Genomic DNA, 19,408 nt, shown 5'->3' with positions numbered 1-19,408 from the left:
GCAAGCCTACTTTTTCTCCGTCAGGAAGAACGTGCCATCGGCATGGCCGTTGGCACCGCATGACAGGGGCTCCGATCTGCCATCCTTGCCGGCGCCGCTCTGCTCGACGACAAGCGCATCGCCGTCGCGTCGGAAGGTAAAGACAAAACCGGTTGGGTTGTCGTTGTCGACGGCACGGTCGACCAGCCGCAGAGTGTTGCGCTCCTCGACCGTGCCGTCGATCTCGCATGACCCACTTCCCGAGACTGGATTGGAAACGACATCTTCCGAGATTTCGACCTTGCCTCCGCCAACAGCCTTGATGTCGACGCTGCCGCGCACGCTGCTCCATGTGCCGATCAAACCTGCATCGGGGGGCTTGCGTATGCCGGACAGGAAGGTTGCGCGGTCGCGCAGGAATTCGCCGAGATCGAAAGTCTGTTGGTTCTTGGGCGAACTTTCGTTGAAGCCGGCGATCTGGTCGCGATACGCGATGAAATCGCTTTGGTCGTCCCGCAGCGCCTTGCCGGCATGAGCATCGAGCCTCTTCAGCAGCGCGGTATAATTCTTCGCGACGTCGGCATCGGCTTGCGCTAGGACCGGATCGGCGCAAATGGCCTTTTCCGCCACGCTGGCGGCCTTGGCGCAGTCGAAGGATGGCTTGCCTTGCGCAACTGCGTGGTCGCTCGCTGCCACAAGTACGGTCAAAACGGCACCCACGGCTGACGATCGTATGGCAACAAGATACGTTTTGCCTGAATTTGGCGCCATGGAAGTCGGCCTTTTCGCCGCGCGTTCAGCCGGCGTTGGCCCGAATTCTGGCGGCAAAGCAGCCGACAGGCAAGCACGTCACCGTTTCTGCCGGCTGCGGACGATGCGGCCTTGCCCAATGTTGCGTTGCGGCAGCGGAGCCTTTCCGGTATTGAGGCCGGACCTGAAACAGGGACCGCCCCCATCCCATGAGCCCCATCCGATGAGCCTTGTCGATTCGATCAAGAATGCCTTCGTTCCGATCCATCGCGAGGGCTATCCGTTCATTGCCGCCTTTGGTGCGGGCACGCTGTTCCTCGGCTATTTCTCCTCGGTGCTGTTCTGGATCGGCCTGATCCTGACCGCCTGGTGCGTCTATTTCTTCCGCGATCCCGAGCGTGTCACCCCGGTCGACGACCGGCTGGTGGTTAGTCCCGCCGACGGTGTCATCTCGGCGGTCGGCCCGGCCGTGCCGCCGCGCGAGCTTGGCCTCGGCAACACCGAGATGACCCGCATCTCGGTGTTCATGAACGTCTTTTCCTGCCATGTGAACCGCGCTCCGGTGCGCGGCCGCATCACCAAAATCGAGCACCGGCCGGGCAAGTTCCTCAATGCCGAACTCGACAAGGCAAGCTCGGAGAACGAGCGCAACGGGCTGGTCATAGACAGTCCCAACGGCATCGTTGTCGCCGTGCAGATTGCCGGCCTGGTGGCGCGCCGCATCGTCTGCTGGGCCGAGACGGGCGGCTCCATTGCCGTCGGCGAACGCTTTGGCCTGATCCGCTTCGGCTCGCGCGTCGACGTCTTCCTGCCGTCGACCGCGGTGCCGCGCGTCGCCGTCGGCCAGACGGCGGTCGGCGGCGAAACCGTGCTCGCCGAATTCGGCGGCGTCGCCGCAACCCCGCTCGTCAGGATTTCGTAAGCGGTGGGCGCGCCGTTCAAAAAGTTCGAGGCCCATGGCAGCGGCGGCCCGCGCATCCGCGAAATTCCGATGCGCATGGTGCTGCCCAATCTGGTCACCGTGCTTGCCATCTGCGCCGGCCTGTCCGGCATCCGCTTCGGCTTCGAGGGCCGTTTCGAGCCGGCCGTGGTGATGGTGCTGCTCGCCGCCTTCCTGGACGGCATAGACGGGCGCCTGGCGCGCATGTTGAAGGCGACATCCAAATTCGGCGCGCAGATGGATTCGCTGGCCGACATCGTCAATTTCGGCGTCGCACCGGCACTGGTGCTCTATGCCTTCCTGCTCGACCGCGCCGGCTCATTCGGCTGGATCGCAGCCCTTCTGTTCACCATCGCCTGTGGCCTGCGGCTGGCGCGCTTCAACGTGCTCGACGAAGACCATGACCGGCCGATCTGGCAGAGCGAATACTTCGTCGGCGTGCCGGCGCCGGCCGGCGCCGTGCTGGTCATGCTGCCGCTCTATCTGTCCTTCCTGCGGCTCGGTCTCGAGCCGGACCGCCTGACGGCATTCGTCGCCACCGGCTTCACTGTGCTGGTCGCTTTCCTGCTGGTCAGCCGGCTGCCGGTCTATTCCGGCAAAAGCCTGAAAGTGCCGGGCGACAAGGTGCTGCCGATCATCCTGGCGGTCGTTCTCTACGTCCTGCTGTTGATGACCTATCCCTGGTACACGCTGACCGCCTCTGTCGCAGGCTATCTCATCTTCCTGCCTTTCAGCGTGCGGGCGTATTCGAAGCGCGCCAAGCGCGAGGGCGAAAAAGTGCCGCCGTCGGATATTGGGTAGTTGTTATCTCCCCCCTTGAGGGGGAGATGTCGCCGAAGGCGACAGAGGGGGTCGGTACGCCCCGGACGCGACCTCGTTTGAGCGAAGAGGACGTCGGCGCTTCACGCGAGGCGACCCCCTCTGGCCTGCCGGCCATCTCCCCCTCAAGGAGGGAGATACGCTAAGCCGCCAGGCCCAGCCCCAGCTTCTCGATCGCCAGGTTCCGCGTCGAGACATAATCCGTCTTGCCGGAACCCAGCACCGGGATCTCCCCGACCTTGACGATGTCGTTGGGCACCATCAGTTCGGCCGCACCTGCCTTCTTGCCGAAGGCGCGCAGTTCTTCCGGATCGGCGTCGTCGGCGGTGGTGACCAGCACGATGCGCTCGCCGCGCCTCTTGTCCGGCACCGCCACCGCGGCGTGGCGCTCTTCCGGCCACAGCGACTGCACCAGCATCTCGACGGCGCCCAACGACACCATCTCGCCAGCGATCTTGGCGAAGCGTTTTGCCCGGCCGCGAATGGTGATGAAGCCTTCGCGGTCGACCGAGACGATGTCGCCGGTGTCGTGCCAGCCGTCCAGCGGCTGCAATTCGCCGGGCCGGTCAGCGGTCATGTAGCCCATCATCAAATTCGGCCCGTCGAGCCACAGGCGGCCGGCACCCTCGATACCCTCGACCGGTTCGAGCTTCATGCGCATCGCCGGCAACAGCCGTCCGACCGTGCCGTCGCGACCATGGATGGCGGTGTTGACGGCGACGACGGGAGCGGCCTCCGTCAGCCCGAACCCCTCGATGATCGAGGCATCGAAGCGCTCGCGATAAACGCGCCGCGTCTCCGGCTTCACCGCTTCCGCGCCGGCGACGACGAAGCGCAGGCTGGAGAAATCGCCATCCTTGGCGGTGCGGGCATAGTTGGCAAGGAAAGTGTCGGTGCCGAACATGATGGTCGGCTTCACCTTGCGGGCGATCTCCGGGATGATCTTGTAGTGCAGCGGTGACGGGTAGAGGAACAGTTTCACCCCGGTCACCAGCGGCAGGATGGTACCGCCGGTCAGGCCGAAAGAGTGAAAAACCGGCAGCACGTTGAGCAGGATGTCGGACGGCGAAATGGTAATGCGCGCCTCGGCCTGCATGGCGTTGGCGTGGAGATTGCGGTGCGACAGCACCACGGCCTTGGGCGTGCCTTCCGAGCCTGAGGTGAACAGGATTGCGGCGGGCTTGGCCGCATCCTGCCGCTGCAGCGGGAACCGCCACAGCACCGCTGCTGCGAGCTTTTCCAGCGTCGTGACGCTTGCGCGCACATCCTCCAGCCACAGCATTTTGGCGCCGCCGGCCTCGACCGCGGCGATGATGTCGGCAAGCGCCGCCTTCTCGACGAACGCGCGCGAGGAAACCACCGTTCGGATGACTGCCGCGCGCACCGCGGCGGTTACGCTGGCCGGCCCTGCCGTGTAGTTGGTCATCGCCGCTACCCGGCCGGCCGAGAGCAGGCCGACGAAGGACAGCACCACGCCATTGGCGTTGGGCAGCAAAACCCCGACCGCTTCGCCGGGCGCCGCCACCGCCTCGAAACGGCGGCCGAGCACGCGCGCGCCGATGAACATTTTTCGATAGCTGAGCGAGCCGCTGATCACATCCTCGATGATCGGATGCGAGGCGCCGGTGCGATCGGCGGCATCGCGCATGGCCAGGAACAGGCCGCGATCGAGGTTGCTGCCATAAAGCCGCGCCTCGGCGATGCGGTCGAACAAGGCATTTGTGTTGGAAGCCTGGTCGGGGTTGCGCGCCACCAGTTCGGCAATCGTCATTGGCTCCAGCACGCTGATCGAGAGTTTTGGGAACCAGTGGCGCGGCGCCCGGTTCTTTGGCGTCAAGGAAACCGGCAGGTCGCGCGAGCCGGTGACGAAGATCGGCACGATGCGGGCGTCGGCCTGCATAGCGATGCGGGTGACGGCGCGGAACAGGCGAAACGTCTTCACATCGGGCTCGACGTCATCGGGCAGATAGACGGCAAGCCGGCCTTTACCCTTCAGCACCCTGACCAGCCGCCGGCTGACGAAGAGATGCTCGGCGTTGAAGGCGATGGTGCGGCCAAGCTCGCGCCAAGGCTCCATCCAGGGCGAGCGCGCCGAGGCCTCGTCGAGAATGTGCAGCGTGTCGTCGGGCAGCAGCGACAGCATCAGCGCCGGCTCGAAGCGTGACTGGTGCGAGACCACATAGATCACCGGCGTCGGCGCGTTGCGGGCAATGCGGATGCGCCGGTCATCGATCCGGTAGGCGAGCTTGAACGGCACATAGAGTAGCGCCTGGGTAAAGCGCAGGTCGAGACGAAACGTCTCGATCGCGCCAATCAGCAGCCAGGCCAGCACGAGGCCTGCAAGCAGCGCCAGTGTCAGGATCATGCCGCGTCTCTCCCAACGGTCCGGTATGCGGCTCTTCGTCCGCTTCGAGAGCAGAGGGTAGCGCAATGGGGAGCAAGGTCAATGCGCGGGTGCGAGGGAGCGGTGTTCCACCTGACCTCACCAGGCAATGACCCAAACGCAGGCCTTGAAATGTTGCGACACGTGTCGTAAATAAAGCGACACGTGACGGAGAGGTAATATGGCCAGTTCCCCGCTGGGTTTTGCCGAGGCACCACATATGGAGCCGGAGTTCGAACGAATGGTCGACCTGTTTGGTGGACGGAAGGTTCTTGGATTCTCGGTAGCCAGTCCTCTTGAGGCACATGAAATGATCCTGCATGGAATTCCGGGCCAGGCGCTCGAAAGCCTCGTCAGGCATCTGATGGTCATTGATCCCGCCGATGCGTTTGAGACCGCATTCGGCATGAGCGAGCGGACATTTCAGCGGCACAAATCGGATCACTCCAAGACCCTCAGTCGGGAGCAAGGTTCCAGAACCTGGAACTTCGCCAAGCTCCTGACAAAGGCCACGTCCGTGCTCGGGACTCAGGAAGACGCGGAAAAATGGATGATCGAGTCTGCCATGGGTTTGGACAATCGCCGGCCGATCGATCTGCTGGCCACGGCGGCGGGCACTGCGCTTGTGCAGGAGTTTCTTGAGCGGCTCGACTATGGTATCTACGCGTGACGCCTTTGCCGGGCTCCCTCGGAACAGGGCAGTTGTTGGGCTGGAGGCTTGATCACAGACGCTTCAAGGCGAGCTGGGACAGTGGCGAAGGAGCCTTCAAGCTTGGGGGAAGGTGGAACAGCAAAGGGATCAGAGCCGTATATGCGTCCATCGACCCATCGACCGCCATCTTGGAGGTGGCGGTCCACAAGGGGTTTCGCACGCTGGATACTGTCCCTCACGTGCTGACGGCATTCGACATCGTCGATCCATCAGAGATTTATGTGGTCCAAACCGACGATATTCCGAACGCGAACTGGCTGCGTCCCGGCATCCCGGGCGCGGGACAGCAGCAGTTCGGCGATGGTCTGCTGGCAAAGCATCCGTTCTTTCTGATCCCCAGCGCGGTATCCCAGCACAGCTGGAACCTGGTGTTCGATCCCAACCGGGCGGCAGGCCTTTATAGCTTGCATCTCCGGGAGGATTTCGCGCTTGATACAAGGCTTCATCCTCCCGCTGGGTAGCAATCAGGCCGTGGCCTTCAGCCGCCCACTGATGAACCGGAACTCCTGGCTCTTGCCGCCATAGCCATAAGCTGCGGCCGGAACCTCGTGCACGAAGGCATAGCTCTCCTCATGCACGCCACCGAGCAACTTACCGAAGGCCTCAAAGATCGCCTTCAGATAGGCTTCCAGCTCCAGCTTGGTGTTGGTGCCGTCGACCACCTTGATGTCGAGCCAGAAAGTATTGGCGCCATGCTCTGCCAGCGACTTGCCGCCGGCGAACCAGTGCTGCGGGTCGATATAGGTGACAGCGACGGCGGTGATCGTCGGGTCCTTGCGCAGATGGGTTGCGGTCAGGCCGGTGATTTCCTTGGCGATTGTGGCGGACAGCTTGGCGTCGGGCTTACCGGTGACGCTGATGTTGATGATGGGCATTTTTCTCTCCTTCGTTTGAGCGGCGTCTGTTTGCCGTTGGAGAGACAATGCCATCATCTTGGAATCAAAAAAATCGAATTGTTTCGAACAAAAGGTTCTGTATTATCGAATTATGCAGGCGCTCGATCCCGATCTGCTCAAAACCTTCCTTGCCTTTGTCGATGGCGGCTCGCTGGCTCAGGCTGCGTCTGCTGTCGGCCGCTCGCCCTCGGCGGTGACCGCGCAGATGCAGCGTCTGGAGGAGATCGTCGGCGAACCGCTGCTGGTGGCGCAGGGGCGCGGGCGCGGGCTGACGCCGGCCGGCGAGGATCTTGTCGGTCATGCCCGCCGCATTCTTGCCGTGCACAGCGAGGCCTGGCTGGCGCTCAAGGGCGCGCGTGCCGCTGGTCGCGTCGCCATCGGCACGACACAGGATTTCGCCGATAGCGGCCTGCCGGAGCTGCTGCGCGCCTTCGCGACCAGCCATCCGCGCGTCAGGGTCGAACTCCGCGTTGGCCGTTCGGCCGAGCTTGGCGAGGCGCTGCAGGCCGGGCAGCTCGATCTGGCCGTTGTCATGCGCAAGACGCCGGCCAATGACGAAGTCGGGCTGTTCAGTGAGCCGATGCTGTGGCTGTGCTCGCAAAAAGGGCTTGCCGTGCGGGAAGAGGAATTGCCGCTGGCGCTGCTCGATCCCTATTGCGGCTTTCGCGAAGCAGCACTCGCGGCCCTCGATGCTGCCGGCCGCCGCTACCGCATCGCCGCCGGCAGCGCCAGCCTTGCCGGCTTGCGTACGGCGGTCAATGCCGGCATCGCGCTGACCTTGCGCACCGCCCGCTTTGCCCATTCAGGCATTGCCGAAGCACCGCGCGAATTCGCCCTGCCGCCGGTGCCGACAGCGCAATTCGCGATAAAACTCGGCCAGGGCGCTGAGCGGCCGGCGCGCGATCTTGCCATCCTGCTCAGCGACAACCTCGCCTTGCCCGGCTTTGCCGGCTGATGTCCAAAGAAAAAGCCGACCTTTACGGTCGGCTTTGAGGAGGACGGGTCGAGGGGTTTGGGGGGACTTGGGGGGTGACCCGTCGCACATAAAACTGCCTGATCCGCATGATGGTTCCATGACTTGGAAAATAATTATTGGGTTGCCGCACTTTTTCTCGCAGCCAGCCAGTCGCGCCCCGCATGGGCGAAAACCGCGCAGAGTACTATGGCGCCGCCGATCAGGCTGGCGGCCGGCGCGATCTCGCCGAGGAACAGGAAGGCGAACAGGATCGCAAACGGCACTTCGGCGGCACCGAGAAGGCCGGACTCAGGCGCCGGGATCAGCCGCGAGCCTTCTGTCCACAGGATCGACGCCGCTGCGAACGATCCTCCGAAGGCGACGAGCAGCACGGCGTCGCGAGCAGAAATCGCCAGGGGGTCGGTGACGAACCAGCCGAGCACGAACAGCAGAAGCGCCGAGACTGCGCCCGCCCACACCACCGGCGTGTCGCGGAAGGCGCGCACCATGATCATGTAGAGCGCACTGCCGGCGGTCATCAGCAGCGCGAGCCCATCGCCAAACAGATGACCGCTGCCGAAGCCGGAGCCGACCATGATCACTACGCCGCACAGCGAAACGGCGGCGGCGGCAAGCGTCTGCGCCCGGAACGGCTCGCGCACCAGCACGAAGGCGAGCAGCGCGGTGATGAAAGGCGCGGTGGCGTAGATGACCGCGACATTGGCGACATAGGTGAATTTGAACGCCGAGATGAAGGCGATGCTGGCCGCGGCGCCCTCGAGGGCCAGCAGCCAGCCGCGCCAGCCAAGCCGCAAGCTTTCCCGCCCGCCGGAGCGGCGCCGGCGCCACAGCACATAGAAGGTGATCAGGATCGCGCCGACAAAGCCGCGCCAGCAAGTGATGGTCAGCGGGTCGGCGTGGATCGATTTGGTCAGCACGCCGGTGAGGGCGAAGAAAGCCGCCGAAGCCGCCACCAGCATGATGCCGAGCGTACGCTCGGCAGCGGTATCTGTGGTGCCTGGGCCGTCGAGCGCTTCCGTCATCTCAGCAGCCTATCCGTCTTCTCCTGCCACCATGCTGTCAGCACGGGGGTACTCATAGCCGCTTGCGGAAATGCTCGTTGCCGATGATCAGCAGGCCGGCGCCGACGATCAACGCCGCCCCCAGAAACACCTCGCGACGCGGCACGTCGCCCCAGATCGCAAAGCCGAGCCCGAAGGCCCAGACCAATGAGGTGTATTCGAACGGCGCCACGATCGACACCGGCGCCCGCTTCATGCCTTCGAACAGCATAAATTGCGCCACGCCGCCGAGCGCGCCGACGCTGATCAAAAGCAGCAACTGGCGCCAGTCCGGCATCTGCCAGACCAACAGCGCCGGCACCGCGGAAAACACCAGGAAGTAGAAATTGTTGAGCACAAGCTGGATCAGCGTGCGCTCGGCCAGCGCCGTCTTGCGCAACAGCACCACGGCAATGCCCCACAGCACTGCCGCAGCCAGTACCAAGAGCATCGGCACGGACAAGCCGAGACGAGTGGGATCACAGGCGATGAAGACGCCGACGAAGCCGATGAACACCGCCAGCCAGCGCAACAGCGGCACCTTTTCGCCAAGCATCACCACCGACAGCACGGTGACGATGATCGGGGCGGCGTAATAGATGGTGGTGAGTTCGGCCAGCTGCAGGGAGCGGGCCGCGTTGTAGTAGCAGAGCCAGGCGCCGAGCGTGAAGGCGCTGCGCACCAGCATCGGCCGCACGATGGGCGAGCGCATTGTGTCGGCAAAGATGGGCGGTCCGCCGATTGCAGCACAGCCGATAAGCACAGCGATCGAGCGGAAGAACATGATCTGCCAGACGCTGATGCCGACGACCAGAAGCTTGATCGCGGCGTCCTGCGTCGAAAACAGGAAATAGGCGCAGCCGGTGAACAGGATGCCGGCAAGCACCCTTTCGCGGGTTTCCAGAATGGCAATATCGGCCATGCGGCGTGTCCGGCGCTGTCAAGAGGACGAAGAAGAAGCCTGCGCCAATCAGGCTCCCATTGCAGGCTATACGGGCGAAAGCCTGCGGGGCGCTACGCCAGTGGCAAGCTTGCGTTGGCGCAGCCTGGCCGACAGCGTGGGCACGCCGTTCACTGTGTTGCCTGGTAGAGCTGTGAAGCGGCCTCCTTCAGGGCGCGTCGGCCGCCCGGCCTGAGATACATCATGTGGCCGCCCTCGATGACGTCGAGACGGATAGGTTTTGCCCCGCCGAGCGTCGGGATTTGGCTCACCAGATAGCGTGAGGACAGATAGGGAGTGACCAGATCGGTGTCACCGTTGACGATCACCACGCCGAGCCCCGGGTTGAGCGAGCGCGCCCGCTGCAGATCGTCCATCACCCCGGCATAGCCTTGCCGCGAGCCGCCATAGTCCCAGGCGTGGGTCACATCGCCATTGAGCAACCGGTAGCTGACATCGGTGCGAAAATTCAGCTCGTCGCGCGCATAACCGACAAAGGCCGAGGTCAGCGCCGGCACGCTGCGGTCGAGCACCGGATCCGGGCCGGCGCTGCGGGCGCTCTCCGGGGCGATGTCGCTGGTGGCGATGGTGCCGTCATACGGGCTGAGCACTTTGCCACTGGCGCGCTGGAATTCGCGCGCGAACAGGCCGGTCGGGATGCGGGCGAAATTGCGCTGCACGAGGTCGAGCGGCAGGCCGGTGATCTCGGCCACGCGCTGGCTGGCCAGCCGCCCGCCCTGTTCCAGCCCGCCGGTCAGAGCCGTGAGGTAGTCGCCCAGCGCATACTTTTCGACCTCGGCGAGCTTTTCGCGCAGTGCTTCGCCGCTGAGGCCTTCGCTGCGCAGGCGCACCGCCGCCAGCGAGGGCAGTTCCAGCGCCCAATGCAGTGGCTGGAATTCGTCGGGCAGCACCAGCGTGAACTCCAGTGCAGGCGAGATCAGCACGATGCCGTTGGGGCTCAGGCCGACATCTTCCTGCAGGGTCCTGGCGAGAAGTGCCGCGCGGAACCCGCCATAGCTTTCGCCGGCGAGGAAGAGCGGCGATCCGGTGCGGCCGTTCTGGGCGAGATAGAGCCGGATGAAAGCGCCGATCGAACTGGCGTCCTGGCTGACGCCCCAAAAATCTTTCGTGTCCTGGCCGGGGGCCTCGCGGCTGTAGCCGGTGCCGACCGGATCGACGAAGACGAGGTCGGTCATGTCGAGCCAACTGTCGGGATTGTCGGTGAGCTTTTGCGGCGGCGGCAGGAATTGGCCATCCGCTCCGGTCGCGACGACACGCGGGCCGAGTGCGCCGAGATGCAGATAGGCGGATGCCGCGCCCGGGCCGCCATTGAAGACGAAGGTGATGGGGCGAGCCTTCTCCGCGCCCGCCAGTGGCGGCAGCGTGTAGGCGACATAGAAGATTTCCGCGGTGACCTCGCCCTTGCCGGATAGCAGCGACAGCGTGCCGGCCTTTGCCTGATAGTCCAGCTTGCGCCCGGCAATGGTGATTGAATGGCTGGTCGTCTGCGGTGCCGGCAGCAGCGACAGCACGCCGCCTGCCGGGGCGGGGCGCTCGGGCGTTTCGGCGAGGGCTGACCCTATCAGTGTGCCAAGCATCAGGAGAATTGCGGGAATGAGCTTCAGCTTGGCACGCATGACACCTCCGGGAATGGCTCCCGCATAGGTATGGTCTGGGCGGTCGAAGTCAAAGTAACTCTTCGCGAGGTAGCGTTCCTTCACGCCCCCCTCTGTCCTGCCGGACATCTCCCCCACAAGGAGGGAGATTGGATGTCGCGGCCGCCTTCGCTAATCGCCGGCGTAGAAAGCGCTATCGACGAAGCTGCCAATCTCCCCCCGTGTGTGGGGAAATGTCCGGCAGGACTGTCCCGCCGACATATCAGTGCTATCAAAGCGCGAAGGACTCGAAAGGAATGCAACATGGACGCCACCGCACTCAAGGCCATGCAGGCACCGATCAAGGAGGCTTATCGCGACGATTCCTCGCGAGCGCTGATCACGCTTCGCGCCAAAGGCTCCATCGACGACCAGTCGATTGCCTGCAAGGTCGAGACGGGCAGGGCGCTGGCGGTCGCCGGCCTGCATCCGGCGACCGGCGGTTCCGGGCTCGAATTGTGTTCGGGCGACATGCTGCTCGAGGCGCTGGTGGCGTGCGCCGGGGTGACGCTGAAGGCGGTGGCCACCGCACTAGAGTTCAAACTCGGCGCAGCCACCGTCGAGGCCGAAGGCGATCTCGACTTTCGCGGCACGCTGGGCGTGGCCAAGGACGCCCCCGTGGGCTTTCGCGCCATCCGGTTGAATTTCAACCTCGACACGGATGAGCCGCAGGATCGCATCGACGCGCTGATCAAGCTGACGGAACGCTATTGCGTGGTCTTCCAGACCATCAACAGCAAGCCGGAGCTGACGGTGAGTGCGCGCGCCTGATCTCCCCCCTTGAGGGGGAGATGTCGCCGAAGGCGACAGAGGGGGTCGGGCCGACTGGACGCGACGCCCTTTGTGCGGAAGGAGGTTGGCACTCTACGCGAGGCGACCCCCTCTGGCCTGCCGGCCATCTCCCCCTCGAGGGGGGAGATTGCGCTACTGCGCAGCAGGCTCTTCCGCATCACCCTCATCGGTGAAAGGCGAGGCGCTCGGCACGCAGTTGACCGCCCAGCCGGCCGGCGTCGGCTGCTTCTGATATTCGGTAATCGCGTTTGTGCACTGTTCGCGGGTGTCGAAGGTGCTGGGCAGCACCACCATGCCGCCTTGCGGGCCGGCGATCACCAGGTACCAGACCAATGCTACGCTGGGAGCAGCCATGGGAATTCCTCGCTTTGCTGGGTGTCGGAGTCGGGTCGACCCTAGCAACTCCCGGCTGATGGCGAAAGCAGGGCGAGGGGGGAGGGACCTGCCGGATCATCACAGACCCGTGAACGAACCGCTCCCCAGACGTCTCTCAGTTCGTCGCAAAGCAGTAGAACAGGCCGTCGCCGCCGGTGCCTTTCAGCGCCTCCTGGCTGCAGCCGCCGCGCGAGGCATGCGAGGAGTTCCAGGATTTCGCCGCGGCCGACTCATCAAGGCCGGTGCGGTCGTGATGGCCCATCATCGCCGCGCCCTCCGCGCCGCTCAAGGTCCAGTCGCCGCAGGTCTGGTCGGCGAGCTTGGTGCCGTCAGGCTTCGAGCCGGTCAATATGTCGTGCCGGTTCGGCTTGTCGCCGCGGCCGTTGACCACCTCGCCCTTTTCGTTGAGCGCCGTCTGCTTGGTGATGGCGTTGGCGTCGCTGTGCAGCGAGGCGACGTCATGGGCAATCTTTCTCACCCTTGGCGTTGACCCAGGGACCCTTGCCGATGCGGTCGCGCGCATCGACATTGGCGCTCGAGAGATAGGCGTGCCATTCCTTGCCGGTAACCCCAGCCGCTTCCGCCAGCGAGGCGCAATGCGCGTCGGCGCCCTCGAGACCGCCGAGATCGGCGCCCTTGCCGGAACCGACGCTGGTGACGAAGAAACTCATCTTGGCGTCTTGCCCCAGCGCCACCCCGGCTGTGGCGGCAATCGCGGCGGCGGCAACGAGAAGAAGTCTACGCATGTCGGTCCTCCGGTTTCGAATGTCCTACATTCGAAGAAACCTAACTGGAGGCCTGTTTAATCCCGCTACAACCCGGTTTATTCCGGCTGCCGGTAGGCGACGAAGCGGTTGTTCTTGACCTGGAAGATCAGCCCCGTCTCTTTCATCTCGGGGCTCGCCAGCGGCACGATGCGTTTTGCCACCTCTGAGGGGTGCGGCAGCGTTTCCGGATCCTCGCCGGGCGCGGCCTGCGCACGCATGGCGGTGCGGGTGGCGCCGGGGTCGACGGCATTGACGCGGAGCGGCAGGCTCTGCGTCTCATGCGCCCAGGAACGCGTCATGGCTTCCACCGCCGCCTTCGACGCCGCATAGGGCGCCCAGAAGGCGCGCGCCGAATGCGCGGAGCTGGAGGACATGAGAATGGCGCGGCCGGCGTCGGACAGCCTGAGCAGCGGGTCGACCGAGCGGATCAGCCGCCAGGTCGAGGTGACATTGATGGTCATTACCTTCTCGAAGGTTTTGGCCTCGACATGGCCGATCGGCGAGATGACGCCGAGCACGCCGGCATTGGCCACCAGAATGTCGAGCTTGCCCCAACGCTCGTGAATGGCCCCGCCCAACCGGTCGATGCCGGCCATGTCTGAGAGGTCGAGAGGCACCAGCGTCGCTTCGCCCTTGCCGGTTTTCGCGCGTTCGGCCTTGATCTGGTCATCGAGTTCTTCCAGCCCGCCGACGGTCCGGGCAACCGCAATGACATGGGCGCCAGCGGCGGCAAGTTCCTTGGCGATGAAGTAGCCGATGCCGCGCGAGGCGCCGGTAACGACCGCGACGCGGCCGGAGAGGTCGAGGGTCATGCGAGCGCTTTCAAGGATAGCAGTTGGGCTTTACGCCCCGTTGTTCGCCAGCAGCGACAGCGTGCGCACATTGTCGTGGCCTTCGAAGTCGAGCAGGCGGGTCGGGTACTGGCCGGTGAAACAGGCGTCGCAGAATTGCGGCTGCTCATTGTCGCGGCTGGCTTCGCCGACGGCGCGGTAGAGCCCGTCAATGGTGAGGAAGCCGAGCGAATCGACACGGATGAACTCGGCCATTTCCTCGATCGACATGCGCGATGCCAAAAGCTTCGACTTCTCCGGCGTGTCGACGCCGTAGAAGCACGACGCGCTGGTCGGCGGCGAGGCGATGCGCATATGCACTTCCTTGGCGCCGGCGTCGCGCACCATCTGCACGATTTTCTGGCTGGTGGTGCCGCGCACGATCGAATCGTCGACCAACACCACGCGCTTGCCCTCGATCATCCGGCGGTTGGCGTTGTGCTTGAGCTTGACGCCCATATGGCGGATCGAATCGCCGGGCTGGATGAAGGTTCGGCCGACATAGTGGTTGCGGATGATACCGAGTTCGAAGGGGATGCCTGCCGCCTGGGAGAAGCCGATTGCCGCCGGCGTGCCGGAATCCGGCACCGGCACGACGATATCGGCCTCGACCGGGCTTTCCTGCGCCAATTCGGCGCCGATACGCTTGCGCACTTCGTAGACATTGCGGCCTTCGACCGAGGAGTCCGGGCGGGCAAAATAGACATATTCGAAGATGCAGAAGCGGGTCTTCTGCGGCTCGAAGGGGAACAGGCTCTCGATGCCCTTCGAGGTCACCACGACCATTTCGCCGGGCTTCAGGTCGCGCACGAAGCGGGCGCCGATAATGTCGAGCGCGCAGGTTTCGGAGGCCAGGATCCAGGCGCCGTCGAGGTCGCCGAGCACCAGCGGGCGGATGCCGAGCGGATCGCGGCAGCCGATCATCTTCTTGGAGGTCATCGCAACCAGCGAGAAAGCGCCTTCAACCTGACGCACGGCGTCGATGAAGCGCGAATTCAAATCGCGTTCCTTGCTGGTGGCAACGAGATGCAGCAGCGTCTCGGTGTCGGAGGTCGACGAGAAGATCGCGCCCTGTTTCTGCAGCGCGCGCTGCACGGTCATGGCGTTGGTGAGATTGCCGTTATGGGCGACGGCAAAGCCGCCATCGGCGAGTTCGGCGAAGAAGGGCTGGATGTTGCGCATGCCGGCGCCGCCCGTCGTGGCATAGCGCGTGTGGCCGATGGCACGGTTGCCTTGCAGGCTGTCGATGACGTGCTGCTTGGTGAAGGTGTCGCCGATCAGGCCGACATGGCGTTCGACATGGAACTGCGTGCCGTCATAGGAGACGATGCCGGCCGCTTCCTGGCCGCGATGCTGCAGCGCATGCAGGCCTAGTGTGACGATGGCCGCAGCGTCCTGCCGGCCGAAAATGCCGAACACCCCGCATTCATCGTGGAAATGATCGTCTGCTTCGGCGGAAAGGACGTCGTCCGCGTCTGCCTTCGAAACTGCCATGGGGCTCAAGCTCCGCTAAAATGGCCATATAGTGCGATAGCACCGCGAAAGCAACGTAGTCAGGCCGGAACTGCCGGGATGGCGCCTGTCCGGCACCATCCGTCCGTATCAGTTTGCCGGCGCGGCCGGAGCCGGAGCAGCGGGCGCGGGTGCGTTATCGGCTGGAGCGTCGGTCTCGTCGTCGGGCGCGGGAGTATCGTCACCGGTTGCCGGAGTATCGTCACCGGTTGCCGGAGCATCCGCCGCCGGTGCATCTGCCGCCGGAGGCGTCTCGGCTGCCGGCTGATTCGGATTGAGCTTCTTCAGGATGGCGTTTTCCGGATCTTCGGGCAGCAGGCTTTCCAGCTTGGCGCCGATGGTCTCGAGCAGCGGCTTCGACTTGGCGTTGGCGATCCAGGCAGGCGCCTTGGCGCCGGCCAGCCAGTTGAAGAACAGCAGCGCCACGGCGACGACGAGGACGCCGCGCGCGGCGCCATAGAGGAAGCCCAGCGTACGGTCGAGCGCGCCGATCCTGGAATCGATGATCCAGTCGGCTAGCTTCATGGTGATGACGGAAACGACGATAAGCGCGATGAGGAAGACGATGCCGGCGGATGCCGCCATGGCGATCTTGTCGCTTTCGACATAGGGCTGAACGTAAGGCAGCACCGGCTTGTAGAAGAAGAATGCCGCCGCGGCGGCAGCCGCCCAGGACACGACGGACAGGATTTCGCGTGACAGGCCGCGAACCATGGCGAGCATCGCCGAGACCAGGGTGAAGCCGACGAGAATTCCGTCCAGCAGCGTAATCGGCATGTCTTTCGCCCCACTCAGATTGTCTTTTCACGGCTCGGGCGAGCCGCGTCAATCTTCCACGTCGACACGGCTGCGCCGTGAGCCGGCTATGCGTGCGACGAGATCGGCAAGTTCGGTCGGCTGGAAAGCGCCGGCCCCGATCCCCCCGACAACCTCCTCGCTGCCCAAGGGCAGAACCGCACTTCCAAAACCCAGCTTTTCGGCCTCTTTAAGGCGCTGCTGCGCATGCGCAACCGGCCTCACTGCGCCCGACAGGCTGATTTCGCCGAAATAGACGCAATCGGCGGGAAGGGCAAGACCGGTGAGCGACGAAACCAGTGCAGCGGCAACCGCCAGATCGGCCGCCGGCTCGGAAATCCGGTAGCCGCCGGCGACGTTGAGGTAGACATCGTGGGTGCCGAAGCGCACGCCGCAATGGGCTTCGAGCACGGCAAGGATCATCGACAGCCGTGCGCCGTCCCAGCCGACGACGGCACGGCGCGGCGTGCCCAATGTGGACGGCGCCACCAGCGCCTGGATCTCGACCAGCACCGGACGTGTGCCTTCCATGCCGGCAAATACCGCGGCACCCGGCGATTTTGCGTGGCGTTCGCCGAGGAACAGCTCCGACGGATTGGCGACCTCGCGCAAGCCCTTGTCCGACATCTCGAAGACGCCGATCTCGTCGGTCGGCCCAAAACGGTTCTTCACCGTGCGCAGGATGCGGTAGTGATGGCCGCCTTCGCCTTCGAAATAGAGAACGGCGTCGACCATGTGCTCGACGACGCGCGGACCGGCGATCTGGCCTTCCTTGGTGACATGGCCGACCAGCACGATGGCAGCACCGGTGGATTTGGCGTAGCGGATCATCGCTTGCGCCGAGGCGCGCACCTGGGTGACGGTGCCGGGCGCCGAGTCGGCCATGTCGGTCCACAGCGTCTGGATGGAATCGAGGATGACGAGGTCCGGCCTTCTGCCATCGGCTATTGTTGCCAGGATATCCTCGACATTGGTCTCGGCGGCAAGTTCGACCGGCGTGTCGGCGACGCCAAGCCGGTGCGCCCGCAGCCGGATCTGCGCGACAGCCTCTTCGCCCGAGACATAGACGATGCGGTGGCCTTTTGACGCCAATGCTGCTGCGGCCTGGGTAAGCAGCGTCGACTTGCCGATGCCGGGATCGCCGCCGACCAGCAGCGCCGAGCCGCGCACGAAACCGCCGCCGGTGGCGCGGTCGAGTTCGCCAATGCCGGAGATGATCCGCGGCGCATCCTCGATGTCACCGGACAGGCTGGTCAGCACCACGGCGCGGCCCTTGCGCGCATTTCGCGTGTTGGCCGGTCCCGAGCCGATGCCGCCGGACGTGCCTTCCTCGACGAGTGTGTTCCACTCGCCGCAGGCATCGCATTTACCGGCCCAGCGCTGATGCACCGACCCGCAATTCTGGCAGATGAACTGGACGCGCGATTTAGCCATGGAGTGATGCTGCCTGCAAATGACCGAAGGAGGGTGATCCTGCACACCCCTCTCTGTCCTGCCGGACATCTCCCCCGCAAGGGGGGAGATTGGCTATCGTCGCTGCTTTCGCCAATCGCCAACGTCGCAAGATGAGCGCCATCCGCAAAGCTGCTGATCTCCCCCCTTGCGGGGGAGATGGCCGGCAGGCCAGAGGGGGGTGTGACGGAGCGCTGCGGTAGGCCAAAAAGCTACTCGAACCTCTCCGCAATATGATGCTCTTCGGCGAGGTCGGAAAACCGTGTGAACTCGCCATGGAAGGCGAGGCTCACCGAACCTGTCGGGCCGTGGCGCTGCTTGGCGACGATGACTTCGGCCTTGCCGCGCATCTCGTTCATCTCGTGTTCCCACTTGATGTATTCGTCGGTGCCGGGCTTCGGTTCGCGGTTCTTCAGATAATATTCCTCGCGGTAGACGAACATCACCACGTCGGCGTCCTGCTCGATCGAGCCGGATTCGCGAAGATCGGACAGCTGGGGGCGTTTGTCTTCGCGGCTTTCGACCTGACGCGACAGCTGCGACAGCGCGATGATCGGAACGGAGAGTTCCTTGGCCAGCGCCTTGAGGCCGGTGGTGATCTCGGTGATTTCCTGCACCCGGTTCTGCGACGATTTCGCGCTCGACCCCTGCATCAGCTGGATATAGTCGATGACGATGAGGTCGAGGCCGCGCTGACGCTTCAGCCGCCGCGCCCGCGCCGACAGCTGCGCGATCGAGATACCGCCGGTCTGGTCGATGAACAGCGGGATCTTCTGCATGGTCTGCGAGCAGGCGACCAGCTTTTCGAAATCCATCTCTGAAATCTCGCCGCGGCGGATTTTTGACGACGAAATTTCCGTCTGTTCGGAAATGATGCGGGTGGCGAGCTGCTCGGACGACATTTCCAGTGAGAAGAAGCCGACGACGCCGCCATTGGCTGCCTTGAACGAGCCGTCGGCCTGTTGCGCCGGCTCATACATCTCGGCGATGTTGAAGGCGATGTTGGTGGCTAGCGATGTCTTGCCCATGCCCGGACGGCCGGCAATGATGATCAGATCCGACGCCTGCAGGCCACCCATGCGGCGGTCGAGATCGCGCATGCCGGTGGCGAGGCCCGACAAATGGCCGTCGCGCATATAGGCGGCGTTGGCCATGTCGACGGCGGTCTTGACCGCGTCGGTGAAGCTCTCGAAGCCGCCGTCGTAGCGGCCGGTTTCGGCCAGTTCGAACAGCCGCCGCTCGGCATCCTCGATCTGTTCGGACGGCGCCATGTCGACCGGCGCGTCATAGGCGATGTTGACCATGTCCTCGCCGACGGTGATCAGTGCCCGGCGCGTGGCCAGATCGTAGATGGCGCGGCCATAGTCTGTGGCGTTGACGACGGTGACGGCTTCGACCGCCAGACGAACCACATATTGCGCCACCGTCATGTCGCCGACCTTCTCGTCGGCCGGCAGGAAGGTTTTCAGCGTGATCGGCGTCGCCACCTTGCCCATGCGGATGAGCTCGGCCGCGACCTCGAAGATTTTCCGGTGCAGCGGCTCGTAGAAATGGCCGGCCTTGAGGAAGTCGGAGACGCGGTAGAAGGCATCGTTGTTGACGAGGATGGCGCCGAGCAGCGCCTGTTCGGCCTCGATGTTGTTCGGCGCTTCACGATAAAGCGGTTGCTGCTCCGCCACGCCGAATTTTCGCGCTGCCTCTGCCATGATGTCCCCGATTTTGATCCCGGCTTCTCGATATCAGAACGAGATAAATCGGTGCTGACCTTTCTGCATCACCGCACGACCAATCAACC

At 64.2% G+C, this 19,408-nt stretch carries 18 protein-coding genes and 1 pseudogene; 6 read left to right on the top strand and 13 right to left on the bottom strand.

Annotation, left to right across the window (positions count from 1 at the left end; all coding sequences use genetic code 11):
* Positions 1-6 precede the first annotated feature (6 nt).
* Positions 7-687, bottom strand: a complete 681-nt coding sequence (locus NLY42_RS27575; RefSeq protein WP_198022201.1) for a lysozyme inhibitor LprI family protein — start codon at positions 685-687, stop codon at positions 7-9.
* Between NLY42_RS27575 and NLY42_RS27570 the strand changes: the two genes are divergently transcribed.
* Both NLY42_RS27570 and pssA read left to right on the top strand, forming a co-directional pair.
* On the top strand, positions 593-1,651 hold the full coding sequence (locus NLY42_RS27570) for a phosphatidylserine decarboxylase (protein ID WP_348528079.1): 1,059 nt from the start codon (positions 593-595) through the stop codon (positions 1,649-1,651). The genes NLY42_RS27575 and NLY42_RS27570 overlap by 95 nt on opposite strands.
* 3 nt (positions 1,652-1,654) lie before the next feature.
* The gene (pssA, locus tag NLY42_RS27565; RefSeq protein ID WP_023672701.1) at positions 1,655-2,470 is read left to right on the top strand and encodes a CDP-diacylglycerol--serine O-phosphatidyltransferase; all 816 of its coding nucleotides are present in this window, start codon (positions 1,655-1,657) and stop codon (positions 2,468-2,470) included.
* A 160-nt stretch (positions 2,471-2,630) separates the two neighbouring features.
* Here the strand turns inward: pssA and NLY42_RS27560 are convergent, their stop codons facing one another.
* Positions 2,631-4,853, bottom strand: a complete 2,223-nt coding sequence (locus tag NLY42_RS27560) for an AMP-binding protein (RefSeq protein WP_023754737.1) — start codon at positions 4,851-4,853, stop codon at positions 2,631-2,633.
* Positions 4,854-5,052: 199 nt separating this feature from the next.
* Between NLY42_RS27560 and NLY42_RS27555 the strand changes: the two genes are divergently transcribed.
* Complete coding sequence (locus tag NLY42_RS27555; protein WP_023695606.1) at positions 5,053-5,541, top strand: Xre family toxin-antitoxin system antitoxin; 489 nt, start codon at positions 5,053-5,055, stop codon at positions 5,539-5,541.
* The gene (locus NLY42_RS27550) at positions 5,538-6,044 is read left to right on the top strand and encodes an RES family NAD+ phosphorylase (RefSeq protein WP_023689127.1); all 507 of its coding nucleotides are present in this window, start codon (positions 5,538-5,540) and stop codon (positions 6,042-6,044) included. Before NLY42_RS27555 ends, NLY42_RS27550 begins: the two co-directional genes overlap by 4 nt.
* Positions 6,045-6,047: 3 nt before the next feature.
* On the opposite strand, the gene NLY42_RS27545 is transcribed toward NLY42_RS27550, so the two are convergent.
* A complete protein-coding gene (locus tag NLY42_RS27545) occupies positions 6,048-6,458 on the bottom strand; it encodes a tautomerase family protein (protein ID WP_023693979.1) in 411 nt (136 codons plus the stop codon).
* Between the two features lie 112 nt (positions 6,459-6,570).
* On the opposite strand from NLY42_RS27545, the gene NLY42_RS27540 reads away from it, so the two are divergent.
* Positions 6,571-7,434 carry a LysR substrate-binding domain-containing protein gene (locus NLY42_RS27540; RefSeq protein WP_023693978.1) on the top strand — a complete coding sequence of 288 codons (864 nt, stop codon included), beginning with the start codon at positions 6,571-6,573 and terminating at the stop codon, positions 7,432-7,434.
* Between the two features lie 134 nt (positions 7,435-7,568).
* Here the strand turns inward: NLY42_RS27540 and NLY42_RS27535 are convergent, their stop codons facing one another.
* The 3 genes from NLY42_RS27535 to NLY42_RS27525 form a co-directional block, all read right to left on the bottom strand.
* Complete coding sequence (locus NLY42_RS27535; RefSeq protein WP_023705367.1) at positions 7,569-8,477, bottom strand: DMT family transporter; 909 nt, start codon at positions 8,475-8,477, stop codon at positions 7,569-7,571.
* A gap of 52 nt (positions 8,478-8,529) precedes the next feature.
* Positions 8,530-9,417, bottom strand: a complete 888-nt coding sequence (locus NLY42_RS27530; RefSeq protein WP_023685677.1) for a DMT family transporter — start codon at positions 9,415-9,417, stop codon at positions 8,530-8,532.
* Positions 9,418-9,566: 149 nt separating this feature from the next.
* Positions 9,567-11,072: a S10 family peptidase gene (locus tag NLY42_RS27525; RefSeq protein WP_023754736.1), complete on the bottom strand. Its 1,506-nt coding sequence runs from the start codon at positions 11,070-11,072 to the stop codon at positions 9,567-9,569.
* Between the two features lie 282 nt (positions 11,073-11,354).
* On the opposite strand from NLY42_RS27525, the gene NLY42_RS27520 reads away from it, so the two are divergent.
* Complete coding sequence (locus NLY42_RS27520; RefSeq protein ID WP_023754735.1) at positions 11,355-11,861, top strand: OsmC family protein; 507 nt, start codon at positions 11,355-11,357, stop codon at positions 11,859-11,861.
* Positions 11,862-12,014: 153 nt separating this feature from the next.
* Here NLY42_RS27520 and NLY42_RS27515 read toward each other — a convergent pair whose 3' ends face one another.
* The 7 genes and pseudogenes from NLY42_RS27515 to NLY42_RS27485 all read right to left on the bottom strand — a co-directional run bounded on the left by NLY42_RS27515 (position 12,015) and on the right by NLY42_RS27485 (position 19,319).
* Positions 12,015-12,236 (bottom strand): hypothetical protein, encoded by a 222-nt coding sequence (locus tag NLY42_RS27515; RefSeq protein ID WP_023689120.1) that lies wholly within the window; start codon positions 12,234-12,236, stop codon positions 12,015-12,017.
* A 136-nt stretch (positions 12,237-12,372) separates the two neighbouring features.
* Positions 12,373-13,003: pseudogene (locus NLY42_RS27510) on the bottom strand (hypothetical protein).
* A gap of 77 nt (positions 13,004-13,080) precedes the next feature.
* Positions 13,081-13,836, bottom strand: coding sequence for an SDR family NAD(P)-dependent oxidoreductase (locus NLY42_RS27505; RefSeq protein ID WP_023754734.1), 756 nt, complete (start codon positions 13,834-13,836; stop codon positions 13,081-13,083).
* A gap of 30 nt (positions 13,837-13,866) precedes the next feature.
* Entirely contained in the window at positions 13,867-15,348 is a 1,482-nt protein-coding gene (purF, locus tag NLY42_RS27500; RefSeq protein WP_023672714.1) for an amidophosphoribosyltransferase, read from the bottom strand.
* 108 nt (positions 15,349-15,456) lie between these two features.
* Positions 15,457-16,143: a CvpA family protein gene (locus NLY42_RS27495; RefSeq protein WP_023731145.1), complete on the bottom strand. Its 687-nt coding sequence runs from the start codon at positions 16,141-16,143 to the stop codon at positions 15,457-15,459.
* A 48-nt stretch (positions 16,144-16,191) separates the two neighbouring features.
* Positions 16,192-17,595 (bottom strand): DNA repair protein RadA, encoded by a 1,404-nt coding sequence (radA, locus tag NLY42_RS27490; RefSeq protein WP_023754733.1) that lies wholly within the window; start codon positions 17,593-17,595, stop codon positions 16,192-16,194.
* A gap of 230 nt (positions 17,596-17,825) precedes the next feature.
* Positions 17,826-19,319, bottom strand: a complete 1,494-nt coding sequence (locus NLY42_RS27485; RefSeq protein ID WP_023672717.1) for a replicative DNA helicase — start codon at positions 19,317-19,319, stop codon at positions 17,826-17,828.
* Positions 19,320-19,408: the final 89 nt, after the last annotated feature.

This window comes from Mesorhizobium sp. C372A (genome assembly GCF_030323245.1).
In the GTDB taxonomy this organism is placed as follows: Bacteria; Pseudomonadota; Alphaproteobacteria; order Rhizobiales; family Rhizobiaceae; genus Mesorhizobium.
The sequence above is the reverse complement of the archived record's forward strand: the minus strand, read 5'-3'. Positions and strand labels throughout refer to the sequence as shown.

Excerpts from the sequence above, each read along its gene's own strand:
- NLY42_RS27570 (WP_348528079.1), top strand. The coding sequence starts at position 593 with ATGGCCTTTTCCGCCACGCTGGCGGCCTTGGCGCAGTCGAAGGATGGC.
- NLY42_RS27560 (WP_023754737.1), bottom strand. The coding sequence starts at position 4,853 with ATGATCCTGACACTGGCGCTGCTTGCAGGCCTCGTGCTGGCCTGGCTG.
- NLY42_RS27555 (WP_023695606.1), top strand. The coding sequence starts at position 5,053 with ATGGCCAGTTCCCCGCTGGGTTTTGCCGAGGCACCACATATGGAGCCG.
- NLY42_RS27545 (WP_023693979.1), bottom strand. The coding sequence starts at position 6,458 with ATGCCCATCATCAACATCAGCGTCACCGGTAAGCCCGACGCCAAGCTG.
- NLY42_RS27540 (WP_023693978.1), top strand. The coding sequence starts at position 6,571 with ATGCAGGCGCTCGATCCCGATCTGCTCAAAACCTTCCTTGCCTTTGTC.
- NLY42_RS27535 (WP_023705367.1), bottom strand. The coding sequence starts at position 8,477 with ATGACGGAAGCGCTCGACGGCCCAGGCACCACAGATACCGCTGCCGAG.
- NLY42_RS27530 (WP_023685677.1), bottom strand. The coding sequence starts at position 9,417 with ATGGCCGATATTGCCATTCTGGAAACCCGCGAAAGGGTGCTTGCCGGC.
- NLY42_RS27525 (WP_023754736.1), bottom strand. The coding sequence starts at position 11,072 with ATGCGTGCCAAGCTGAAGCTCATTCCCGCAATTCTCCTGATGCTTGGC.
- NLY42_RS27520 (WP_023754735.1), top strand. The coding sequence starts at position 11,355 with ATGGACGCCACCGCACTCAAGGCCATGCAGGCACCGATCAAGGAGGCT.
- NLY42_RS27515 (WP_023689120.1), bottom strand. The coding sequence starts at position 12,236 with ATGGCTGCTCCCAGCGTAGCATTGGTCTGGTACCTGGTGATCGCCGGC.
- NLY42_RS27505 (WP_023754734.1), bottom strand. The coding sequence starts at position 13,836 with ATGACCCTCGACCTCTCCGGCCGCGTCGCGGTCGTTACCGGCGCCTCG.
- purF (WP_023672714.1), bottom strand. The coding sequence starts at position 15,348 with ATGGCAGTTTCGAAGGCAGACGCGGACGACGTCCTTTCCGCCGAAGCA.
- NLY42_RS27495 (WP_023731145.1), bottom strand. The coding sequence starts at position 16,143 with ATGCCGATTACGCTGCTGGACGGAATTCTCGTCGGCTTCACCCTGGTC.
- radA (WP_023754733.1), bottom strand. The coding sequence starts at position 17,595 with ATGGCTAAATCGCGCGTCCAGTTCATCTGCCAGAATTGCGGGTCGGTG.
- NLY42_RS27485 (WP_023672717.1), bottom strand. The coding sequence starts at position 19,319 with ATGGCAGAGGCAGCGCGAAAATTCGGCGTGGCGGAGCAGCAACCGCTT.